We start from the raw sequence: 17,714 nt of genomic DNA on the forward strand, positions 1-17,714 counted from the left end.
GTCAGGTCTCGGACGCCAATTCGCCCATAAAGGGGTTGCGGATCGTTACCATCCGCCAAGTGAAGCCGTTCTGCATGTCCTCGGAAAACAATGTGCGGCAATCCGATCCGGCGGCCGCGGCAAGCATAATAACGTCCCACAGCGTGAACTGATGGGTCGTCGCCAACTCCATCGCATTCACCAGATGGCGGACGAGGTGTCGGCGATCGAACAAGCGTCGTGCCAGCCCAGCACCGCTTGCCTCGCTTCGGCTGCGGGACGCCGAGCCTTTCGGGTCATCACGGTGAACAACTCGGCGAGCGCCTGCGCCGGGACAACGATTTCATTCTTAGCGAGGTTAGCAAGCAGCCGCAGCGCAACATCTTGACGCGGCGCGCCGTTTAGTCCTTCGGCATAGGCGAGGATGTTTCGTATCCAGCGCCACTCGCACCGGTCAACGCTCATAAAGATCATCGCGTGTCCAGCGACCGACGTCCACAGCATTCTGGCAGCCTAGCCGCTTAAGCAGCGCGGATCGCGCATCAGCCTGAGCGGCGTGGGCCTCGTTGCATGGAATGATCCGGCCGACCGGCCTGCCGTGGGCGGTTACAACATACGAATGGCCTTCGCGAACGTCTCGCAGCAGACGGGAGAAGCTGCGGTTCGCATCGGCGGCGTATATGGCTTGGTCCATGGCGGTCCTCGGATATAGAGATATGCACTATATATGCGTTTGCTGGCCGCTACAAACTATGACCGGCACCGATGATACGTTGGGCAGCGTTTTCGACCGGTGCGGCAGCCGCAAGGCCCCGCACCGCCCCTCACGCCGCCAATTCAACCGCCTCGGACACGGTCTCCAACTGGCCAACGGTCTCTCGCCCGAAAAGCAGCGGCACGCAGGCGCCGATCGCGACCACCATCAGCAGGGTGCCGAAGAACACCACCGGCGAGGCGGTATAGCGTTCCAGGAACAACGGAAACAGCACGCCGGCGAACAATCGCGCGGTCGATTCTCCAAAGAAATGGCCCCGACCCCTCAAGTCGGTGGGGAACTGCTCGGACAGATACACCCGGGTGCAGGGAAACGCCGCCAGCACGGTGAAGCCGGCGATCAAGGCTCCGGCGATGAACACCACTGCGGCGAATGCTCCGGTCAGGTGCGCCACCGCCATCAGTGCGATCCCCGGCAGCGACCCGGCCAGCGAGTAGGTCATGGTCCAGCGGCGGCCGATGATCTCCATCAGGTAGCCGGTGAACAGTTTGCCCGGAATGCTCGCCATGAACAGCACGGAACTCAAGCCGAAGCTCAGTGCCACCGCGCCGCCTTGGTCCACCAGCGCCTTCGGCAACAGGATCGCACAGGTGTAATAGGCCGCGCTGGCGCTGACGCCGCTGAGGATCCCGACCGCGGTCCAGCGCATCTGGCCGGCGCGGAACAGCGCCATGAACGGAGGCAGTTGCTGTCGGCCCAAACCGACCCCGGTTCCCAGCGCCGCGACGGTCAGCGGGGGCACCTTGCCGCCGCTTCGCCGGATGATCAGGTTGACCGCATCGACCGCTTTCTGCGTCTCGCCGCGCAGCAGGTGCCAACGCGGGCTTTCCGGGATCGCGTAGTATACCAGCAGCGGCACCACGCCCAGCGCTAGGCCGCCCGGCAGTGCGATCAGCCGAAACCCCAGCGGATTGCCGGCCAACAGGAAGGCGACGAACGGCAGCAACGTAAAGGCACTGGCAAGCATGACTTCGTAGATACCGCCGTAGGTTCGCCGATGTTGCGCCGGCATCAACTCAGCCGCGATCGGGAATGGCGCCGGGATTGCGAAGCCAAGGCCGATACCCGTCAGCAGGCGCAGGATGACCAGTTGCTCGACGTTCTGCACCAGCGGGATCAGCAAGGTAAAGAACGTGCTGACGACGACGCCGATCTGCATGATCGTCTTGCGGCTCAGTCGGTCCGACAACGCCGAGGCGCTGAATCCGCCGATCACCACCAGGAAGGTTGGTCCGGCGACCAGCCATCGAATGGCATTCGGCGACAGGTGCAGCGGCTCCTTGGCCAGCACGATCAGCGATCCGCCGAGCGCGAGGTCGTAGCCCTCGACAAAGCCAACGGTGCCAAGCGCCAGGATCAGCAAAAGGTGGTAGGCAGAAAATGGAATGGAGTCGAGTTTGCGTCCAAGTCTCGTCGCAGCGTTTTCTTCCGACATGGCCTTGCTGTCCTCCCGGATCAGGCGGGACGGCGGGTGCGAAGAAATGAACTCGCGGAGTGTGCAGTTGCGGTTTTGGAGATGACCGCGCACGACCGCGGTTAAGCCGCACCTTGGAGTGCTGCCTGCCCTACATGTTGCTTCCCTGGGCGCCGGGGCGGTTGTTGTCCGCCCTCTGCCGCCGCGACTTTGCGGCGTTCGCGCGGCGCGATGCAAGGGGAATCAAGGCCCGCCAACCCGGACGATGACAGCGTCGCGGCTGCATGCCAGAGTGTTGATCACATCCCCATCTAACCAGGCCCGGATAGCATGTCTCATGAAACCAACGCGCTTGCGCAAATCCATCGCCAGATCATGTGGAATCGCCTGATCGCGGTGGTCGAGGAACAGGCGCAGATCATGATCCGCACGGCGTTCTCCACAACGGTGCGCGAGGCCGGCGACCTGTCGGCCGGCATCTTCGACTTGCGCGGGCGCATGATGGCACAGGCGGTCACAGGCACCCCCGGGCACGTCAACTCGATGGCCGAAAGTGTTGGTCACTTCCTGAACAAATTCCCCGCCGCCACAATGCGGCCGGGCGATCATTACATCACCAACGACCCCTGGCTGGGAACCGGCCACCTGCACGACCTGACGGTGGTAACGCCGGCGTTCCATGGCCGCAAGATTGTCGGCCTGCTCGCCAACACCGCGCACGTCATCGACATCGGCGGCCTCGGCATGGGCCCCGAGGGCCGGTCGGTCTACGAAGAGGGCTTGTATATCCCGATCGTCAAGTGTTTCGACCAGTCAAAGCCCAATGAAACCTTCTTCGACTTCATCCGCGCCGGGTCACGCCTGCCGGTCGAGCTGGAGGGCGATATCTACTCGCTGTGCGCCTGCAACGACGCCGGCGCCAAACGCCTGGTCGAGATGATGGACGAATTCGAGATGACCGACCTCGATCCGCTGGCGCAATTCATCTTCGACAGCTCGCGCCGCGCCACGCTGGCGGAAATCGCCCGGCTGCCGGGGGGCACCTACGACGGCGAGATCTACTCCGACGGCTATGAGGAGCCGGTTCGCCTTGCCGCGTCGATGCGGATCGCGGCCGATGGCATCGAGGTCGATTTCGCCGGCACCTCGGGGCTATCGTCACGCGGCATAAACGTTCCGCCAGCTTACTGCCGAGCCTATTCGTGCTTTGGGATCAAGTGCGTGGTGGCGCCCGAGATACCGAACAACTGGGCCTCGCTGGAACCGTTTCGGATGAAAATACCGGACGGCTGTATCCTGAACGCGCCGCGCCCGTACCCGGTGTCGGTCCGCCATGTCATCGGCCATCTACTGCCCGACCTGATGATGGGCTGTCTGCACCAGGCGGTGCCGCAACGGGTCACCGCCGAGGGCGCCTCGGCGCTTTGGAACCCGCCCCTGCGCGGCGGCGGCTCGATCTCGGGCCAGGGGCGCGGCAACAAGCCGGTGATCGCCGATTTCGAGATCATTACCTTCAACTCCGGCGGCACCGGGGCGCGGCCGACGCGGGACGGTCTGAACGCCACCGCTTTCCCGTCCGGCGTGCGCACCATGCCGGTGGAGGCAACCGAGAACGTGGCGCCGGTGGTTCTGTGGCGCAAGGAACTGAAACCGGATTCCGGGGGTGCCGGACGCAGCCGCGGCGGCGTCGGGCAGATCATGGAGATCGCCACCAAGGGGGATCTGGAATTCGCCGTCAACGCCAGTTTCGACCGCATCGCCAACGCGCCGAAAGGTCGCGATGGCGGATTGAATGGGGCCGTCGGCCGCGTCGCGCAAAAATCCGGTGCGGTGCTGAGGACCAAGGGGTTCCAGGTGATCCCCGACGGCGAGCGGCTGATCCTAGAGCTGCCGGGCGGAGCAGGAATGGGCGATCCCGCCGAACGCGATCCGCTGCTGGTTGCCCGCGACGTGCGCGACGGCCTGGTTTCGCGCGAGAACGCCAGGCTGCTTTACAAGGTAGCGCTGACCGACACTTGCGCCGTCGATCAGGCGGAAACCGCACGGATGCGCTTGCCGGGTTGACCGGCCCGGCGCCAACCCCGCCGGCCGCTCTGGCTTTACAACCGCGCCCGCGCACGTAACCTAACCCCCAGATCGGAACCGCTCGGCCAGCCACGGCCGGGCGGTTTGCATGAGCGCGGTATTTGACGTGGATACAGCGGTTGAGCAGTCGGCGATCCAGAAAATCTATTGGCGCCTGCTGCCAATCGCGATTTTCACCTATCTTCTGGCCTACGTCGATCGCATCAATGTCGGTTTTGCCGCGTTGACGATGCGCGGCGACCTGCACATGAGCGCCACCGAGTTTGGCTTCGCCTCCGGCATCTTCTTCTGGGGCTACTTCATCTTCGAAGTCCCCAGCAATATCATCATGGAAAAGGTCGGTGCGCGGCTTTGGATCGCGCGCATCATGATCTCCTGGGGGCTGCTCGCCGCGGCCACCGCCTTCGTGACCGGAACCAACAGCTTCGCCGCACTACGTTTCTGCTCGGGCTTGCCGAGGCCGGGTTTTTGCCCGGTCTGATCCTGTATTTTACCTGCTGGCTGCCCGGCTACCATCACGCGCGCGTGGTCTCCGGGTTCCTGGTCGGATTGCCGATCGCGGTGGCGCTAGGTTCGCCGATATCGACGGCGCTGTTGTCGCTGTATGGCTGGCTCGGCCTGCGCGGATGGCAGATCATGTATCTTCTGGAAGGGCTGCCGACCGTGCTGATCGGCTTCCTGGTGCTGTTCATCCTGACCGACAAGCCGGCGCAGGCGAGCTTCCTGACCCAGCCGGAGAAGGACTGGCTAGCCCGCACGCTGGACGCCGAACGTGTCGCCAAAGAAGCCAAAGGCCGGATGACCCTGTGGCAATCTTTGGTCAACCCCAAGGTCCTGCTGCTAGCGCTGAACTACCTGGGCATCGTCACCGCCAGCCTGGGCATGCTGATCTTCATTCCGCAGATCATCAAATCGCTCGGCGTCACCAGCAACATGACTGTCGGCTGGCTGACGATGATCCCTTACGTCGTTGCCGCGTTCGTCGAACTCGGCTGGGGCCAGCTCTCCGACCGGATGAACGAGCGGCGCTGGAATCTGTTCGTCGGCTGCATGTTCTCAGCGATCGGGCTGGTGATCGCCGGGCTGACCATGGGGACCTGGTGGGCGTTGGTTGGGATGACCCTGGCAACCGCCGGTTTCTACGGGTCGAAGGGGCCGTTCTGGGCGATGCCGGGCATGTTCCTGACCGGGCCGGCGGCGGCGGCGGCGATCGCCTGGATCAACTCGATCGGCAATCTGGGCGGGTTCTTCGGTCCCTGGTATGTCGGCTTCATGAACGACGCGACCGGCAGCTATACCGGCGGCCTGTATGGCCTCGCCTTGTTCGGTTTCGCCGCGGCGGCGATCACCGCGTTCTTTCTCGACATCCCGCATGCCACGGCGGTGAGACGGCGGATGGCGGAATAGCCGCCTTGCCCCGCGCATCGCGGGATCAGCGTCGCGCCCACATAGGCGCGAAAAAGATCGCCAGATTGACTAGAAATCCGACCGACCAGACCATTGATCGCAGGGTGGGACGATTGGTCAGATAGAACAGCACATAGCTCAGCCGAGCCGCGACGAACGCGACGGCGAGAGTATTCAGCGTGGCCTGCGGCACCGACCTCATCTCGGCCAGAATGACCGCGGCGGCGAAGAACGGAAACGCCTCATAGCCGTTCAGGTGCGCGCCCTGTGACCGCGCCCGCAGCCCCGACGTATAGAACCCGGGATCACGCGGATTGGCGTTGTCGAACTCCCGCGCCCCGCTCAGCTTGGCCGGCGCGATCGAGGCGATCGTCAGTACGACAACCGCGAGAAGACACAGCTCGGCGATGGTCATGGTGTTGATCTCCGATTGCCGTATCTGCCTCTATTCCATGAACGAGACGGACGGAACAAGCCATCTTCTGCCATGCCAGCGGCAACCAGCCGGTGATTGCCGATTTTGAATTCATCACCTTCGGCTCCAGTGGCGCCGACGTGAGCGTTGACGGGAACCCGGCATCCCACCCCCACTCCGAATCGTCGAAGCGCACGGGCGCCTTGTCATGGCATCTGTCTTGCAATGGTTTTTCACGCGGAAATGGAGCCGAATGCGGATGGCAAAGCAGCCCTTTCACCTGGGATGGTTCATCATGAAGGGCTATGGCCCGAAGGGATGGCGAAACCTGTGGGGCGGCCCGAACCCACACGGCTGGGTCAAACCCGACCTTTTGGTCCACCTCGCGAAAGAACTGGAGCGTGCCGCCTTTGACTACGTCATGATCGAGGACTCCTGCAACGTTCCGTACACCTACAAGAATTCGCACGAGACCTATCTGCGCCTGGCGGTCGATTCGCCCAAGCTGGATCCGGCCGTGCTGGCGCCGTTCATGATCCAGGCGACGCAGCGGATCGGCATCATCACCACCCTGTCCACCACCGAGTACAATCCGTTTCTGCTCGCCCGTCTGACCAACACCCTGGACCATGTCAGCGACGGACGCGCCGGCTGGAACCTGGTCACCGGCAGCAACGATGGGGGTGCGCAAAATTTTGGCCGCGAACGGCAGTTTCCGCACGACGAGCGCTACGACATGGCGGACGAATATGTCGAAGTGGTGCAGAAACTTTGGGATTCCTGGGACGCCGACGCGATGGTAATCGACCAGGAACGCGAAATTTTCGCCGACCCGGCGAAGGTCCGTCCGGTGTTCCATGAGGGCAAGTATTTCCGCTCTCGCGGACCGCTGTCGGCACCGCGATCGCCGCAAGGACATCCGGTGATCTGCCAGGCCGGTGGCTCGCCGCGGGGCCGCACCTTTGCCGCGCGCTGGGCGGACACGATCATCGCCTCGGCCGGCAGCGTTACGGCGATGAAGGCGTACCGCGATGATATCCGTACCCAGGCCGCGAAGTTTGGGCGTAATCCGGACCACATCAAGGTGATGTTCCTGGTCGCCCCGATCGTCGACGAATTCATGGACACGGCACTGGCCCGCAAGCGGGAGAGGCTGGGCGACACGGAGAGCCATATCGAGTTCGCTCTGGCGAACATGTCGCGGGTGACCGGCATCGACTTTTCCAAGTACGATCTGGACGAGAAACTGCCGGAATTGACCTCGAACGGTCATCTGTCGGTCGCAAGAGCCTATTCCGGGCGCACCCCACGTGAGATCGCCATGCAGGGCCGGTCATTGAGCGATGCCGACCTGGTCGGCACGCCGGATCGGGTCGCCGCCCAAATGGCGGACATCATGGACGCCGTTGGTGGTGACGGCTTCCTGTTCATGGATCCCGACTTCACCCGGCGCTACATCACCGAGATCGCCGACGGACTGACCCCGGCGTTGCAGAGGCTGGGGCTCGTTCGCAAGAAATACGAGCACGCCATGCTGCGCGACAACCTGCGTGCCTTCTAATCTAGCGGTTCCGACGTCGGCCGTGCAGAAATCAGCCGCTTTGCGAACTTGCTAGCCGAGACGCTGCGGGGCGCCGTCGTGAGACCCGGCGAACTGCCGCGCTCGCAATAGTGCCTGTCCCGCAGTCGTTCGGCGCCCGCATTCTGGGCACAAGCGGCGTTTGACAAGGCCGCGACCGTGGCACGCCGCTTGCTGCAAGTAGATACAGCGACGACGCCGGACACACGGCGCGCCTGGGAGCGGACGTTCCGCCTCGCTTCAAGCAGGAGGATCCACCGGACGTGACAACCCAAGCCCCAAGGAACAGCACGCGATGACGCATGGACTGACCCGCCGCTCCGGCTTGCTGGCAGTTGCCGCTTCAGTGCTGTCGTCTTCCTGGATCCGCACGGCTCGGGCGGACGAGACCGACACGCTGACGGTTGCGTTGTCCACCAATCCGGTGACCTGCGACCCGATCAACAGTTCCAGCCATGACTGGGAAATCATCAGCGAATCGATTTTCGAAAATCTTGTCGAGTTCGATCTCGACGGCAACCTGAAGCCGCAGCTTGCCACCGCACTGCCAGAGATCTCCGCCGATGCTCTTGTCTATACCTTCGAGCTGCGCGACGACGTGCTGTTCCACGACGGTACGCCGATGACGTCGGAGGATATAAAGTATAGCCTGGAATATGCCATCAATCCAGCGAACAAGGCGTCAAGGGGCCCGATTTTCAACCGTCTGTCGCACGTGGAAACGGATGGACCGCACCGTGTGCATGTGCATCTGAAAGTGCCGTTTGCGCCATGGACGTCATTCCTGACGAAATTCATGGGGGTGTTCCCGAAAGGCTCGCGCGAGAAGTACGGCAACGAATACTTCCGTGTATCGCCCAAAGGTATGGGCACCGGCCCCGGCATGTTCGAGGAATGGAAGCCGAACGACTACATCAGCCTGCGCCGGAACCCGCACTACTGGCAGAAGGGATTGCCGCACTGGGATCGGGTGGTCGTGAAAATCGTGCCCGAGGACGCAACCCGGGTGGCGTTCCTGCTGGCCGGACAGGCCGATATCATCGGGGCGCCCCCGGCGCGCGAATTTTCCCGGCTGAAAACGCGAAGAGGCATCCAGGGCGGCGAGGTGCCGACATTGGGCGGCTGGACGGTGATGTTCCAGAACCCCGGCAAGCCGCCGTTCGACGATATCGAATTCCGCCGATGCATTCAGCACGCGGTGGATCGCAAGACGATCGCCGAAAAGATCTATTACGGCCTGCTGGAACCATCCGGTATCCCCGCCCCGGCCTCGAGCTGGTGGTATGACAAGCAGGCCGACGACATGACTACCTACAATCTGGACCTGGCGAAGCAGCATCTGGCGAAATCCCGCTATCCGAAGGGAACCGAGTTCGACATGGACGTCAGCTCCGAACCGTATCTGCTGGATGCAAAGGATGCGGCGGTATTCGTGCAGTCCGAACTGGCAAAGCTGAACATCAAAGTCAATCTGCGGATGTCCTCTTCGCAGATCGTGCAGTCCCATATCATGGGCGGAAACTACCAGTCGGGGTTCGCGAACTTCATGTCGCCAGGCGAGGCGACCTATTTCCTGATGGCAAATTTCACCGCCAACAGCTTCATGTCGAACGTGTCCGGCAACATCGTGGACCCCGAGGTTGTCGCCGCACTGAAAATCGCCTTCGCTGAGAACGACCAGGAAAAATTGAAGCCGGTCTACGCGAAGCTGATGAAGCACATGGCCGAAACGTCCTACTATACCTGGGTCGGCTATTTTGCCGCCGCCAATCTGTGGCGCGCCAAGGTCAAGAACTTCAGGCCCAGTCGCGGACTTACCATCAATGTCTACGACGTTTCGACCGCTTGATGCTCGCACTGCTGCTTCGCCGTGCCGGCTTCTCGCTGCTGTCCCTGGTGCTGGTCTCGGCATGCCTGTTCCTGCTGACCCACGCGATTCCGGACAGCCCGGCCCGTATCGTGCTGGGGCAGGACGTGACGCAGACACAGATCGATCAGTTCGAACATGATCACGGCCTGGATCGTCCCGTGGTCGTGCAGTACGGCCTCTGGCTGAAAGGCGTGCTGCTGCATGGCAATTTGGGAACGTCGTTCATTACCGGCCGACCGGTTGAACCCGACATTGCCGCTACGCTGCCGGTGACCCTGGAACTCGTCATTGTCGCATTCGTGTTTTCCTGCATTCTGTCGATACTTGCGGGCATGTTGTCCGCACTATTGCGCGACACTGTGCTGGACTACGGCGTCCGCCTGATCGCGGTGCTCGGTGTTTCGGTGCCGGCGTTCTGGCTGGCTCTGGTGTTGATCATGGCATTCGCGGTGGATCGGGATTGGTTCCCGCCTGGCGGCGTCGAACCCTGGTCAGCGGGCGTGTTGGAACATCTGGATTCAATTGCCCTGCCGACATTCTGCCTGGCCATTTTCTATATGGCGGTGCTCAGCCGGATGACCCGATCCAGCATGCTGGAGGTGCTGGGACAGGACTACATGCGCACCGCCCGGGCGACCGGCCTGCCCCGCTGGCGCGTTCTGGTCTACGCGCTGCGCAATGCGCTGGTTCCGGTGGTGACGGTCGCCGGGATGTCGTTCGGCTACATGTTCGGCTGGGCGCTGATCATCGAGGCCGTTTTCAACATCAGCGGCCTGTCCGCGGCTTTGCTCACCGCCATCCAGCAGCGCGATTTCGCTTTGGTGCAAGGGATCGTCATGGTGTTCACATTCATCTTCATCCTCGCCAATATTGTGGCGGATCTGACGAATGCGTGGCTCAATCCGCGCATCGTGGCGGTCAGGACATGACCCGCCGCCTGACAGCATTGTTCGGCGGCGCCGGCGGTTTGATCGGAGCCGTCCTGGTGCTGCTGATCGTTGCCGACGGTTTGGCCGCGCCGTTGATCGCGCCGTATGATCCGTTGGCTGTCGATATGACTGCGTCACTGCTGGCACCCGCATCGGACCATCTGTTTGGAACCGACCAGGCCGGTCGAGATGTGCTCAGTCGTGTCATCTGGGGCGGTCGCGCCTCGCTGGAGGTTTCCGCGCTGGCGATGGTCATCGGATTCGCCGGGGGCATATCGCTTGGGCTGTTGGCGGGGTTCTTCAGCGGTGGATGGCTGGAACAACTGCTGATGCGGTTGCTGGACGCGATGGCGGCAATTCCGCTGCTGATCTGGGCAATTGCGCTGGTCGGCATTCTCGGTGTCGGCCCGTTCACCGTCGCCGGCATCACCTTCGGTAACGAAGTCAAGCTGCTGGCGCTGTTGGGCGTGCTGTATATACCGACGCTGGCTCGCATCACCTACGCCAGCGCGCTGGCGGAATCCCGAGCCAATTACGTCGCCGCGCGACGTTTGCAAGGGGTGGGATCGTTACGCATCATGATCTCCGACGTGTTGCCGAACTGCCTGTCGCCGGTCATCGTCCAGGCGACCTTGCTGCTGGCGATCGGCATCATCATCGAAGCATCCGTTAGTTTCGTCGGCCTGGGCGTGCAGCCGCCGAATCCAAGCTGGGGCAACATGCTCGCCGACGCCCGCAACTACCTGTTCTCGGGCGAATGGTGGCTTTCCGTGTTCCCTGGTGCGGCCATTTCGCTGAGCGTGGTGGCGTTCAACTTGCTGGGCGACGGGTTGCGTGACGCGCTGGACCCTCGGCACACCGCACAAGCACTGACCGCATGACTGAAGACCTGCTGCGGATCGACGGACTGCACGTTGGTTTCCGATCCGGTGACGCAATGCGTTCGGTGGTGCGCGGCGTAGACCTGCGTATCGCGCCCGGCGAGGTCGTCGGGCTGGTCGGCGAGTCCGGTTCCGGCAAGAGCATGACGGCGCTGGCGATCATGCGTTTGCTGCCGCCGGGCGGAGCGGTGACCAGCGGCCGGATATCGTTCCGTGGCCGGAATTTACGCCAATGCTCGGCCGGCGACTTGAACAGGCTGCGCGGCAACCAGATCGGCATGATCTTCCAGGATCCGCTGACCGCGCTTAATCCGGCTTTGTCGATCGGGCGGCAGTTGACCGACGCGATCCGCACGCATCAGCCACTGGGGCGCAGAGCCGCCATGGCGCGGGCCGAGGAACTGCTGCAACTGGTCGGCATACCGTATCCGCGTCAGCGTTTGTTGGCGTACCCGCACGAACTGTCCGGAGGTATGCGCCAGCGGGTGATGATCGCGCTCGCGGTGTCGTGCAATCCCAGCCTGCTGATCGCCGATGAACCGACCACGGCACTCGACGTGACGGTGCAGGCTCAGGTGATGGACCTGCTGGATCGGATCCGCTCCGAAATCGGCATCGCGATCCTGTTCATCAGTCATAATCTGGAACTGGTCGCCGAGATCTCGACAAGGGTCACCGTGATGTATGCCGGACGCGTGGTCGAGAGCGGTGACGTGCGCGCGTTGTTCGCCTCCCCGCGGCATCCCTACACGCGGCAGCTTTTGCGCTGCGTTCCCCGCCTCGATGGCAGCCGGAGCGCAATGCCGACCATTCCGGGACTGCCGCCGACGACCGGTGCGCTGCCGCCGGGATGTCCGTTTGCGCCACGCTGCGACCTCGCTGAATCCCGCTGTTCAGCGCAAGAACCGCCGATCCGATGGCACGAACAGCAGATGGCGGTCTGTTTCCGAGCAGATGAGATGGTGCCGGCATGAAGGCGGACGCGCCTCCGCTGATGCGGTTAAACGATCTGCGGAAATCGTATCGGCTGCGACGTGGCATGAAGGATCGGCTGCGAGGCGTGCAGCGCGTGGTGAACGCTGTCGACGGCGTTTCGCTCTCGATCGAACGAGGCAGCATCCTTGGGCTGGTCGGAGAGAGTGGCTGTGGAAAGTCCACGCTGGCGCAGATGATTGTCGGGTTGCTGGCGCCATCCGGTGGATCGATCGAATGGGACGGCAAGGCACTGAACGCGCTGTCCGGCGAGGCAAGGCGGTCATACCGGCGCGACGTGCAGATGGTGTTTCAGGATACGCACTCGTCCCTTAACCCGCGCAAGCGCATCCGCACGATCCTGAATGAGGCTGTCGTTGCACGCGGCCTACATGGGAAAGCGGTTGCCGGCCGCACCAGCGAACTGCTTGGCCAGGTGGGGCTGGATGTTCAGTTCCTGGATCGTTTCCCGCATGAGCTTTCAGGCGGACAGCGGCAGCGAGTTGGAATTGCCCGGGCGTTGGCCATGGAGCCGTCATTGCTGGTCGCGGATGAGCCGGTTTCCTCGCTGGATGTGTCGTTGCAGGGCCAGATCATAAACCTGTTGCGAGAGCTCAACAAAAACCTAGGTTTGACCATCGTCCTTATCAGTCACGATCTGGCCGTGGTGGGGCGGATCTGCGACCGGATCACAGTAATGTATGCCGGCCGGGAGGTAGAAAGCGGGGTCCCGGGGGCGGTGCTGACCTCGCCGCGCCATCCCTACACCCAGGCGCTGCTGGATGCGCTTCCGCGCGGGCTGCAGCGGCGGCAGCGTCGGCGCTCGCTGTTGCCGGCGGAAACAGGCGAGACGGCAGGTGGCTGTCGATTTCGGCCACGGTGCATGCATTCGATCGGGGCCTGCGCCGAACGCGTGCCGCCGCTGCAGGCGGTCGGGCCGGAGCACGTGGCGGCGTGTCTGCGGGTTGGGGAGAAACCAGGGGTTGCCGCACCGGCCAGGGCCGCCACAGACTGACATCGCTGACCGGGCGACCAGGCCTTCGTCCGCCCGACGAACTGGACCAGACGCCGCGCGGCGATGGTCATGGCGCTGGTCTCCGATTACAGTTTTTATCTCTATTCCACGAACGAAATGGACGGAACACCATGACGCCGCGCTGCGATCTGATCATCCGTAATGCCACCGTGTTCGACGGCCTCGGCAACCCCCGCTACAATGCCGATGTCGGTGTCACCGGCGACCGTATCGCCGCGGTGGGCGACCTTGGCGGCGCGGCGGCCGATCGCGAGGTTGACGCCGGCGGCATGGCGCTCGCCCCCGGATTCATCGATGCGCACACCCATGATGACCGGGCGGTGCTGTGCGGGCCGGAGTGCATGCTGTGCAAGATGTCGCAGGGTGTCACTACGGTTGTCGTCGGCAATTGCGGCATCTCGCTGTCGCCGGTGCGGATGAGGACGCGCCCCGCGCCCCCACTCGACCTGCTGGGCGACGAAAGCTGGTTCGCCTACGACAGTTTCGCCGCCTACGCCGACCGCCTGGCGCGCGATCCGGCGCCGGTGAACACCTACGCGCTGATCGGCCACATGTCGCTGCGGGTCGAGGCGATGGGCGGCGACACCCAGCGCGCCGCCACCGACGTCGAGGCGGCCCACATGCAGGCGCGGCTGCGCCAGGCGCTGGCCGAAGGCGCCTCGGGCTTTTCCACTGGGCTGTATTATCCGCCCAACATGATGGCGCCGACCGACGAGGTGATCGCTGTTGCCGAGGCGCTGCGTTCGATCGGTGGCCTCTATGTCACCCACATGCGCGACGAGGCCAACGACGTGCTGGCATCAATCGAGGAAACCCTGAAGATCGGCAGAGCCGTCGATGTTCCGGTGGTGATCAGCCACCACAAATGCTCGATGCCGGAGAATTTCGGCCGCAGCGCCGAGACGCTGCCGCTGATCGAGCGGGGCGCTGCCGGACAGAAGGTTGATTTCGACATCTATCCCTACGCAGCGGGCTCCACCGTGCTGATGCCGAGCCGGCTGCGCGCCGACGTGCCGGTGCAGATCACCTGGTCGGTGCCGCATCCGGAACTTGCCGGCCGCATGCTGGCCGATATCGCCCAGGACTGGGGGGTTGAACCGAAGGCAGCGGCGGAACGCCTGGTGCCGGCCGGTGCGATATACTTTCAGATGGACGAGCCGGACGTGCGGCGCATCATGGCGCACCGCCTGGCGATGATCGGCAGCGACGGCCTGCCGCATGATTCCTATCCGCATCCGCGGCTATGGGGCACTTTCCCCCGCGTGCTGGGCCATTATGCCCGCGACCTTGGGTTGTTCAGCCTGGAGCAGGCCGTGCGCAAAATGACCGGCCATACCGCGTCGGTGTTCGGCATGGTGGATCGCGGCGTAATCCGCGCCGGGGCTTTTGCCGACCTCGTGCTGTTCGATCCCGCCACGGTGCGTGACGCCTCGACATACGAGGCCCCAACGCAAGCCGCCGAGGGCATATTGCGGACCTGGATCAACGGCCAGCCGGCCTATGTTTTCGGTGACGGAGCGACCTCGGCGCGGGCCGGCCGGCTGGTGACTCGCGGCCGGGAGTAGTGGGGTGCTGTCGGTGGCTGTGCGTGGTGGCGTCAGTGCGAGGCATTCCGGTCGCGAGTGGCCACGCTGCACGGAATCGCCACGGCGCTGATGCGCCTCGCGATGACAGTCGGTTCGGCGTCATTTGAGCCCGTGAAGCCGACGCGATCAATCTGGCGCGTCGTCTACGACTCATTGACAGTAATGCAAAAATGCATTACGCGTGTCTGCGGCAGGAGGATGCTGGCATGACGACTTTGACCGTGACGGCACGGGGACAAGTGACTTTCCGCAAGGATGTGCTGCATCACCTCGGGATCAAGCCGGGGGAGAAAATCGAGTTGGACAAGCTACCGGATGGTCGTATTGCGCTGCGTGCGGCGAAGCCGCTAGGCACGATAGATGGGTTTCTTGGCCTGCTTGCGGGCAAGACGAGAAAGATGGCCACGCTCGATGAAATCAGCGCCGCGGCGGCCACCGGTTGGGCTGGGGAGGAATGAGGGTCACGGTCGATACGAATATCCTGATCCGGGCGGTGATGCGCGACGACGCAAAGCAAGCCATGGCCGCCGCCCGACTGTTGCAGGATGCCGAACTCATCGCGGTCCCCTTGCCCTGCCTCTGTGAGTTCGTTTGGGTGCTGCGCCGGGTTTACAGCGTTGGTCAAAAGGACATTCACGCAGCCTTGCAAGCTCTGCTGAACGCGGGAAATGTGGCGGTGAACAGGTCGGCGGTCGATGCCGGTTTAGCCGTGCTCGATGCGGGTGGGGACTTTGCCGACGGCCTCATTGCCTTCGAAGGGCAATGGCTCGGTGGGGAAACCTTTGTGTCCTTTGACAAGCGCGCGGTTGCTCTGCTCAAAAGGCACGGTCAGGCGGCAAGCGTGGTCGGCTGATCCGAGCCGCAGGGGTGCCGGCTCTGGATTGAAGTCGCGCTACACCCCTGAGTAGCCGCGCCGCAACCCGTGCCGCGCGTCTCGCGACCACTCACCCGCGCCCAGCTCCATTGTCACGCAACGGCAACACCTTTGGCGCGTGACAGCATTCCGGCAGCAGGCTAACAGACGCCCACGCAACCCCAGCGGAAACCGACCAGCGAGATGCCTGCCACGACGCTCCCCTCGATGGCCGCCGGATGGCGCCTGCCCAACCTCTGGGATGCGGTGGCGTTCGTCTGCGTGATCGGTGCGTTGATCGCCGTCGGTCACGTCGCCGAGGGCACCATGACACGGATCGATGCGCCGGGCGCCACCGAGATCACACTCGATCCGACGCATCTGCCGGAATACGCGCTTCGCACCACGGCGCGGATGTTCGCCGCGCTGGCCGCGTCGCTACTGTTCACCTTCACCTATGGCACCGCCGCGGCCAAGAGCCGGCGCGCCGCGCTGGTGCTGGTGCCAGTGCTGGACGTGCTGCAATCGGTGCCGATCCTGGGGTTCCTGACCTTCACCGTGGTGTTCTTCATGAACCTGTTCCCCGGCCAGGTGCTAGGACTGGAGCTGGCGGCGATCTTCGCCATCTTCACCAGCCAGGCGTGGAATATGGCGTTCAGCATGTATCAGTCGCTGAAAACCGTGCCGGCCGACCTGCACGAGGCCTCGATCAGCTTCCATCTGACCGCGTGGCAGCGGTTCTGGAAGCTGGAAGTGCCGTTCGCCGCGCCGGGCCTGGTGTGGAACACCATGATGTCGATGTCGGGCGGCTGGTTCTTCGTGGTGGCGTCCGAGGCGGTCTCGGTCGGCAATAATAGCTGGAAGCTGCCTGGCATCGGGTCCTATGTCGCGCTGGCGCTGGAGAAAAAGGACATCATCGCCGTCGGCTGGGCGATCCTTGCCATGTTGCTGGTGATTCTGTTGTACGACCAGTTGCTGTTTCGGCCGCTGGTGGCCTGGTCGGCTAAGTTCCGTTTCGAGACCACGGCCGGCGCCACCGCCTCCGATCCCTGGATGCTGCGGCTGATGCGGCGTACCCGGCTGCTGAAGCTCTGCGGCGAGCTGGTCGGCGACGCCGCCGCGTTCCTCGGCGGGATGCGGTTCTCCTTCGGCCGCCGGCAGCGGGCCGCGTCGTCGGCCAAGACGTCACGCGCGGTGGATATCGCGTGGGCGCTGCTGCTGGTGGTGGTGGTCGGGCTGGCGACCTGGCGGGTCGCGCAGTTCGCCTCCCAGGCGCTGAGCTGGAGCGATGTCGGCACCGCCGTGGGGCTTGGGTTGATCACCCTGATTCGCGTCGTGGTGCTGATGATATTGGCCACCCTGATCTGGGTGCCGATCGGGGTCTGGCTTGGCCTGCGCCCGGTCTGGGCTCGGCGCGCCCAGCCGGTCGCCCAGTTCCTGGCCGCGTTCCCGGCCAATCTGCTGTTTCCGCCGTTCGTGCTGTTCATCGTGTATTTCCACCTAAGCCCCGATATCTGGCTCACGCCGCTGATGGTGCTGGGGACACAGTGGTATATCCTGTTCAACGTGATCGCCGGTGCGGCGGCATTTCCCGGCGACCTGAAGGAAGTCGCCAGCAACTTTCGCGTCGGCGGCCTGCTGTGGTGGCGCAAGGTGATCATCCCGGGGATCTTCCCTTATTACGTCACCGGTGCGATCACTGCGTCCGGCGGGTCGTGGAATGCCGCGATCGTCGCCGAGGTGGCGTCCTGGGGCAACACCAGGCTGCAGGCGCACGGCCTGGGCGCCTATATCGCCGATGCCACCGACAAGGGCGACATGGCGCGGGTGGTGCTGGGCGTCGTGGTGATGTCGGCGTTCGTCGTGCTGTTCAACCGCCTGCTGTGGCGCCCCATGTATGGCTACGCGCAGCGCCGCCTCACCCTGGCCTGAG

The 17,714-nt window shown here is 63.6% G+C and carries 16 protein-coding genes and 1 pseudogene; 12 read left to right on the forward strand and 5 right to left on the reverse strand.

Annotated elements, in window-relative coordinates:
- Position 1: 1 nt before the first annotated feature.
- From ACQY4T_RS18735 to ACQY4T_RS18750, 4 genes are all read right to left on the reverse strand, one after another.
- Complete coding sequence (locus ACQY4T_RS18735; RefSeq protein ID WP_428533809.1) at positions 2–172, reverse strand: hypothetical protein; 171 nt, start codon at positions 170–172, stop codon at positions 2–4.
- A 5-nt stretch (positions 173–177) separates the two neighbouring features.
- Positions 178–483 (reverse strand): hypothetical protein, encoded by a 306-nt coding sequence (locus ACQY4T_RS18740; RefSeq protein WP_428543076.1) that lies wholly within the window; start codon positions 481–483, stop codon positions 178–180.
- Positions 434–673 carry a type II toxin-antitoxin system Phd/YefM family antitoxin gene (locus tag ACQY4T_RS18745; protein ID WP_428533811.1) on the reverse strand — a complete coding sequence of 80 codons (240 nt, stop codon included), beginning with the start codon at positions 671–673 and terminating at the stop codon, positions 434–436. The genes ACQY4T_RS18740 and ACQY4T_RS18745 overlap by 50 nt, the downstream gene beginning before the upstream one ends.
- Positions 674–803: 130 nt before the next feature.
- Positions 804–2,189 (reverse strand): MFS transporter, encoded by a 1,386-nt coding sequence (locus tag ACQY4T_RS18750; protein WP_428533813.1) that lies wholly within the window; start codon positions 2,187–2,189, stop codon positions 804–806.
- Between the two features lie 309 nt (positions 2,190–2,498).
- Between ACQY4T_RS18750 and ACQY4T_RS18755 the strand changes: the two genes are divergently transcribed.
- Both ACQY4T_RS18755 and ACQY4T_RS18760 read left to right on the forward strand, forming a co-directional pair.
- Positions 2,499–4,232, forward strand: coding sequence for a hydantoinase B/oxoprolinase family protein (locus ACQY4T_RS18755; RefSeq protein ID WP_428533815.1), 1,734 nt, complete (start codon positions 2,499–2,501; stop codon positions 4,230–4,232).
- 250 nt (positions 4,233–4,482) lie between these two features.
- Positions 4,483–5,660, forward strand: a pseudogene (locus ACQY4T_RS18760) (MFS transporter).
- Between the two features lie 25 nt (positions 5,661–5,685).
- Here ACQY4T_RS18760 and ACQY4T_RS18765 read toward each other — a convergent pair.
- Positions 5,686–6,075 carry an MAPEG family protein gene (locus ACQY4T_RS18765; RefSeq protein WP_428533817.1) on the reverse strand — a complete coding sequence of 130 codons (390 nt, stop codon included), beginning with the start codon at positions 6,073–6,075 and terminating at the stop codon, positions 5,686–5,688.
- Between the two features lie 259 nt (positions 6,076–6,334).
- On the opposite strand from ACQY4T_RS18765, the gene ACQY4T_RS18770 reads away from it, so the two are divergent.
- The 10 genes from ACQY4T_RS18770 to ACQY4T_RS18815 all read left to right on the forward strand — a co-directional run bounded on the left by ACQY4T_RS18770 (position 6,335) and on the right by ACQY4T_RS18815 (position 17,713).
- Positions 6,335–7,636 (forward strand): NtaA/DmoA family FMN-dependent monooxygenase, encoded by a 1,302-nt coding sequence (locus tag ACQY4T_RS18770; RefSeq protein ID WP_428533819.1) that lies wholly within the window; start codon positions 6,335–6,337, stop codon positions 7,634–7,636.
- A gap of 313 nt (positions 7,637–7,949) precedes the next feature.
- Positions 7,950–9,503, forward strand: a complete 1,554-nt coding sequence (locus ACQY4T_RS18775; RefSeq protein ID WP_428533821.1) for an ABC transporter substrate-binding protein — start codon at positions 7,950–7,952, stop codon at positions 9,501–9,503.
- Positions 9,503–10,453 carry an ABC transporter permease gene (locus tag ACQY4T_RS18780; RefSeq protein WP_428533823.1) on the forward strand — a complete coding sequence of 317 codons (951 nt, stop codon included), beginning with the start codon at positions 9,503–9,505 and terminating at the stop codon, positions 10,451–10,453. Before ACQY4T_RS18775 ends, ACQY4T_RS18780 begins: the two co-directional genes overlap by 1 nt.
- Positions 10,450–11,334: an ABC transporter permease gene (locus ACQY4T_RS18785; RefSeq protein WP_428533825.1), complete on the forward strand. Its 885-nt coding sequence runs from the start codon at positions 10,450–10,452 to the stop codon at positions 11,332–11,334. The genes ACQY4T_RS18780 and ACQY4T_RS18785 overlap by 4 nt, the downstream gene beginning before the upstream one ends.
- Entirely contained in the window at positions 11,331–12,308 is a 978-nt protein-coding gene (locus ACQY4T_RS18790; RefSeq protein ID WP_428533827.1) for an ABC transporter ATP-binding protein, read from the forward strand. Before ACQY4T_RS18785 ends, ACQY4T_RS18790 begins: the two co-directional genes overlap by 4 nt.
- Complete coding sequence (locus ACQY4T_RS18795) at positions 12,305–13,321, forward strand: oligopeptide/dipeptide ABC transporter ATP-binding protein (protein ID WP_428533829.1); 1,017 nt, start codon at positions 12,305–12,307, stop codon at positions 13,319–13,321. Before ACQY4T_RS18790 ends, ACQY4T_RS18795 begins: the two co-directional genes overlap by 4 nt.
- A 131-nt stretch (positions 13,322–13,452) precedes the next feature.
- The gene (locus tag ACQY4T_RS18800) at positions 13,453–14,907 is read left to right on the forward strand and encodes an N-acyl-D-amino-acid deacylase family protein (protein WP_428533831.1); all 1,455 of its coding nucleotides are present in this window, start codon (positions 13,453–13,455) and stop codon (positions 14,905–14,907) included.
- Between the two features lie 227 nt (positions 14,908–15,134).
- Positions 15,135–15,386, forward strand: a complete 252-nt coding sequence (locus tag ACQY4T_RS18805) for an AbrB/MazE/SpoVT family DNA-binding domain-containing protein (RefSeq protein ID WP_428533833.1) — start codon at positions 15,135–15,137, stop codon at positions 15,384–15,386.
- Positions 15,383–15,781 carry a type II toxin-antitoxin system VapC family toxin gene (locus tag ACQY4T_RS18810; RefSeq protein ID WP_428533835.1) on the forward strand — a complete coding sequence of 133 codons (399 nt, stop codon included), beginning with the start codon at positions 15,383–15,385 and terminating at the stop codon, positions 15,779–15,781. The genes ACQY4T_RS18805 and ACQY4T_RS18810 overlap by 4 nt, the downstream gene beginning before the upstream one ends.
- 204 nt (positions 15,782–15,985) lie before the next feature.
- Positions 15,986–17,713 carry an ABC transporter permease gene (locus ACQY4T_RS18815; RefSeq protein ID WP_428533837.1) on the forward strand — a complete coding sequence of 576 codons (1,728 nt, stop codon included), beginning with the start codon at positions 15,986–15,988 and terminating at the stop codon, positions 17,711–17,713.
- The last annotated feature ends 1 nt before the right edge of the window (position 17,714 follow it).

The sequence above is a fragment of the Rhodopila sp. genome (assembly GCF_965277825.1).
In the GTDB taxonomy this organism is placed as follows: domain Bacteria; phylum Pseudomonadota; class Alphaproteobacteria; order Acetobacterales; family Acetobacteraceae; genus Rhodopila.